We start from the raw sequence: 4,686 nt of genomic DNA on the forward strand, positions 1-4,686 counted from the left end.
TTGGAAGTATGATCTTCCATCTGGCCGACATCCGGCTTTAATCCACATAACACGCAAAACTAAATATTTATTTCAAGGAGGTGTCTATGGAAAAATATGATATCCTAAATAAAGCACGCAAAATGACAGATCCAAGTGCCAGGAAAGTCAGTATGACTATTACAACGCTAGACCCGGACGCACCGTATAAGCTTACATGGGATATAACATTGGATATACCTGAGTTTGTAAGCTATTGCAATAATTCAGGCGAATATGTATTTGACTTTCTGATCAGTTTCAGTAATCTTCTACTGGATGTATGTATTAACTAATATTTTGGGCAATTAACAATCAGATGCCCACCGCTACAATGCATATGTAACGCATTAGCTGTAGGCATCTTCATAAACTATACAATAATATGATAGTTATACCTGTATATAACACTACCATGATCGATTCCATTATGGCTAAACAATCATTTTATCCCTTCATCCTATCAATAGCAGGAAGATATAAGAAGATCTATTCCATAAAAAGCACAAAAACAGGAATAAGCTTTATCATAAAAGTCCTCTTCCTGCTGCCAACTCTAAAAAAGACGATAATCGTCCCTTTTGCTTTCTATAAAAATCTCACAACATTTCAAGGCTTTTAGAAACACTCCTATCAAAATTTAGGCTAGTATTATGGATTTTACCTTCAATATATTCAAGTTTAATATTCTGTACAAGCTCTTTAAAACCTACGCAGCATCTTAGTTCATAGGGATTGCCCTTAATATTGAATTTATTAATTTCAGTACAGTCAACAAAAGCATCCTCCCCTATTTCCTGAGGGATTTTTTCAAAATTCACTTCTTCCAGTAATTCGCAGCCCTTGAATGATTTGCGACCTATTATATCTGCTTTTAATTTAACATTCTTTAAGCTTGAACATTCCATAAAGGCCTTTTCGCCTGTACCAAGTATTGTAGCCTCGAATGTATTAAGGAAAGAGCAGTATTCAAAAGCCTTATCTCCGATATAGAAAGATACTCCTGTTATACACTGAAGGTTAGCACAGCCCCTAAATGCCTCTCTTGGGATTTCTAAAAGATTTTCATGGAATTCATAAGTTACAATGCCTGAATTTGAAAAACAAGCTTCTCCAAGTCTTCTGAGGGCCGCAGACGATGCAACGTATTTTAGTTCGACGCAATCATAAAAAGCATACTCTCCGATATCTTCAAGTGTATCACCCTCTACAAAGATACGTGTCAACTTTTTACAGCTTTCAAAAGCATTTGCGCCTATAGATCTTATACCCCTGCGTATTGTGAATTCTTCGATATCAACGAATTTTTTAATAAAATCCGATGGTATTTCATCTACTCCGGCTCTATCTATAAATTCCTGATCTTCATAAAATTTATAAGGAATTAGTTCTGATAGCCCAAGAGCATAAAGTCTTATGCAATTTTCTTTTGTATAAAAGGCAGGATCAATTATTATCTCATAGTCGTAATCTGACATTCCGCCCTCATTTGCAACGATCTTTTTTAAGCCACGAAGAGTCCTTATATCAAAATCGAGTTTTTGTCTGATTAGGCCATAGAAAACATTTTCGTTTTCAGGAGACTCGATTGCCGCCTTTAGATATTTTATTGTAAATCTTGTTAAATCTGCTGTTTGAGTCATAAAATAATATCCACTGATTTTAAGTGTTAGGGTTATTTAATCTACTGCACATCAAAATGTCGATTTCTTTGGCGCCTTCTGCATTTTTGTACTGCTTTTTGCAAAATTGCTCGTTAAAAATTTAAGAATAATATGATTAAATTATAATTTTAATTTGTTTTCTGTACAATAATTTGTATATTCTTCAAGATAATCCGCCAATGATATATGATTCACAGCTGAGATGCTTGCATGTTTTCACTCATCATCAAATGCAAAACGCCCATATTGTACAGGAGAATAATCATAAGATTACACCACAACCGAATCATTATTAGAACACTCTAAAATTTGTTGTACAGAAAACACTCTAAGATCATAGTTCTTACATTCTATGTACAGTAGATAGCTTAGATACAGGAGAATATGACCTGTACAGTTTAACAGAATATAATAATCATGCGATATAAAGGAGATTTACAATTTATATGGGAAAGTTAATAGGCACAGTTAAAGGCGCAGCTTACGGAACACAGCTTGCAGCGATAAACTTTAAAAGAGCGCTTGCAAGTATCGTGGCATTTCTTTTTGCAATTCCAACGGCGTTATTTACTATTTTAGAGAAAATCAGTATTCCGCTTGCAACCATCATAGTTGTAGATGTAATGGTATCATCTGAGATTTATGACGAAAGTGCATCACTAACAGATAAGATCTTTGCATTTACTAAGTTCAATGAAGCAGGAATTGGAGTATTTGCTATAGCAGTAGTCATAGGTATCGCTATAGGTTTTGTATCTCATTTTGTTATATCAACCATAGGGTTAAATGTTTTCTACTGGCCTGGGATCAACGCTCTTGATTATGTTATTGATTCAAAAGATAACATAAGACATATTGAAAATACCAAGCTTTCAAAGGCAAATATTATGTCAAAATATGGAAGCGAGAATAGGTACAATCAGAAAGTAATGGACGATTTCAAAAAGAACAATAAGAACTTCATCGAAAGATGATATAGGTGAGAGTAGATATTAAGTCTACTCTCTTTTTATGCCAAAATTAAATCGCAACAATCTTGTCACGAAGCTGACAAAATCTCCCTAGATAGACTAAGGAGATTTCTGTAAAAAATGAATTACTCAGGCTTTAGAACGCCACCGACCTTCAGGGTTGCTTTTGCAAGTGTATAAGGAACTTGTGCGCAACCAGCACGAAGATCTCTCATAGACTGCGCGTCAAGTTCTGCCTCGATTCTTTCGGGGGCTTTTATGAACATGACAGCTAAATCATACAAGGTATAGTGCGCGGTAGGGTTAAGCTCTGTGATAAGTGCTTCTTTTAAGGCAGTACGACGTTTCATCGGAAACTTAGACAAGCACTTACTTAACGCAATATCCATGTAAGCTGATATGCTTTCGATGTTAGCGTCCTGCCCATCCTTTGACGTAAGGTCAAGAGATAAATAGTCAGCAGCTTCTTTTGACATAAGATCCATAAGACACTCAGGGAGCTTGCGGATCTTCTCGAAGATTTTTTTGTCTGCATCCTCAATAACACGTTCAGCTGTAAGGCTCTTTGTATGTTTGGCAAGTACGCTGTCAGTAGTAATATAAGAACCTCCGATACGGTATGTACCTTTGATGACAATACTCGAATCACCTGTATCTGATGTTTCTAACATGATGCCAGGTACTATTTCATCCTTTATCCCGTAAACAGATTTTATATCTTCTGCTATATCAGGAAGGTCAAAACTGATTGAGGTAAGTCTGTGATCCACGGCCCACTTATACGGCTTTAAACCACCAATCTTACCTTCTGCCTTGAACTTCTCAATGATATCAAGAAGCACTGTCTGTTGGAGAAGCTGATAAGCACCGCCAAAGGCTGCAAAAATCTTTTTTACAGGTCTTCCGCTTTCGTCTTCAACTTCACGATAGACGAAGTTTATAGGTTCATTCTTATAATAAATACCATCTGCAAGATGGAGATTCCTTATAAGATTATGACGTCCTGTTGTTACATCACCGCCAACACCCGAACGGATTGTCAGTGTTTTGATAGCGCCTGGAGAAACAAGATAGTTTTCTCCGCCAATACGCATCATAAGTCCCGTGCCATTCGTGAACTCTTTGAAAAGTTCTTCGCCGTAGCGCTCACCATTAAAGTGTCCTGCCACAAGTTTTTCATCTCTAAGAAAAGTCTTTGAGATCGCGTCTTCTGAGAGCTGCACGAGCCAACATGTCATTGGTTCATCAGGATCATTAGCATGCACGTTGGTATCGACATATGAGTATATCTCACACTCTCTGCCATGTGCCTTTACGAGCTTTGTAATGCCTGCAAGTTCCTTGCAGTGATTTTTAAACTCGGTATAATCTGTGCCTGTATAACACACATTGTCAAGTAAAATATTCCTATCCATTACTTTAAATTCTCCTTTAAGATACTGAAAATTTTCTCTTTTTGCTCGTCATATGCATCTGGGAGCGTTCTCAAAAACTGCTTTAGCTTTGAAGTATCTCCCAACACGTAATCTGATGCGAATCTTGGAGCTTCTTCAGCTCTTAAAATACCGAGCTGCGTAAACGTTGCAAGTACAGACATAAGCTGCATTGCCGTTTCTGTCCTATTCATTTTATATGTTCTCCTTTTCAACAATACGATTTAATACTACATAAGTAATATGTCGAAAAGGATTAAAAACAAAATGGGAGGGCGCACGAAGCGATCCTCCCATTTCCAGCATACAATTATTGATTTAATTATAACATTTTCTGTACAAGAATTAAGGTCTTGTACAGAAAAATTATCGGGTGAAAATTATCTTTTTATTACTGGTTTGCATTTTATGAAGAATAATTATAAGTGCAACTAAAGCTTGTCAAAATCAATGTCCATTAAAAAACAGGAGGAAGGTTATCCAAACCTTTCCTCCTGCTGCATTTTATGAGCAAGTCGTTGCTCTTTTGTAGCGACGAACTTTTTCAGATCATTAAAAAGCTTTTCAGCTTCATTCGTTGAATACACATCCGGCATCTGT

At 36.5% G+C, this 4,686-nt stretch carries 5 protein-coding genes; 2 read left to right on the forward strand and 3 right to left on the reverse strand.

What is annotated here, in order from left to right; translation table 11 throughout:
- Positions 1 to 86 precede the first annotated feature (86 nt).
- Positions 87 to 314, forward strand: a complete 228-nt coding sequence (locus K6G87_RS05250) for a hypothetical protein (protein ID WP_296834722.1) — start codon at positions 87 to 89, stop codon at positions 312 to 314.
- 303 nt (positions 315 to 617) lie between these two features.
- Here the strand turns inward: K6G87_RS05250 and K6G87_RS05255 are convergent, their stop codons facing one another.
- Complete coding sequence (locus K6G87_RS05255) at positions 618 to 1,661, reverse strand: leucine-rich repeat domain-containing protein (protein ID WP_296834723.1); 1,044 nt, start codon at positions 1,659 to 1,661, stop codon at positions 618 to 620.
- Positions 1,662 to 2,128: 467 nt separating this feature from the next.
- Here K6G87_RS05255 and K6G87_RS05260 point away from each other — a divergent pair, with 467 nt between their 5' ends.
- The gene (locus tag K6G87_RS05260; RefSeq protein ID WP_296834725.1) at positions 2,129 to 2,656 is read left to right on the forward strand and encodes a hypothetical protein; all 528 of its coding nucleotides are present in this window, start codon (positions 2,129 to 2,131) and stop codon (positions 2,654 to 2,656) included.
- Between the two features lie 122 nt (positions 2,657 to 2,778).
- On the opposite strand, the gene K6G87_RS05265 is transcribed toward K6G87_RS05260, so the two are convergent.
- Complete coding sequence (locus K6G87_RS05265) at positions 2,779 to 4,068, reverse strand: hypothetical protein (protein WP_296834727.1); 1,290 nt, start codon at positions 4,066 to 4,068, stop codon at positions 2,779 to 2,781.
- A complete protein-coding gene (locus K6G87_RS05270) occupies positions 4,068 to 4,280 on the reverse strand; it encodes a hypothetical protein (protein ID WP_296834729.1) in 213 nt (70 codons plus the stop codon). The genes K6G87_RS05265 and K6G87_RS05270 overlap by 1 nt, the downstream gene beginning before the upstream one ends.
- Positions 4,281 to 4,686: the final 406 nt, after the last annotated feature.

This window comes from Butyrivibrio sp., assembly GCF_024699075.1.

What these genes read in the sequence shown, in the direction of transcription:
- K6G87_RS05250 (WP_296834722.1), top strand. Translation starts at nt 87, where the DNA reads ATGGAAAAATATGATATCCTAAATAAAGCACGCAAAATGACAGATCCA.
- K6G87_RS05255 (WP_296834723.1), bottom strand. Translation starts at nt 1,661, where the DNA reads ATGACTCAAACAGCAGATTTAACAAGATTTACAATAAAATATCTAAAG.
- K6G87_RS05260 (WP_296834725.1), top strand. Translation starts at nt 2,129, where the DNA reads ATGGGAAAGTTAATAGGCACAGTTAAAGGCGCAGCTTACGGAACACAG.
- K6G87_RS05265 (WP_296834727.1), bottom strand. Translation starts at nt 4,068, where the DNA reads ATGGATAGGAATATTTTACTTGACAATGTGTGTTATACAGGCACAGAT.
- K6G87_RS05270 (WP_296834729.1), bottom strand. Translation starts at nt 4,280, where the DNA reads ATGAATAGGACAGAAACGGCAATGCAGCTTATGTCTGTACTTGCAACG.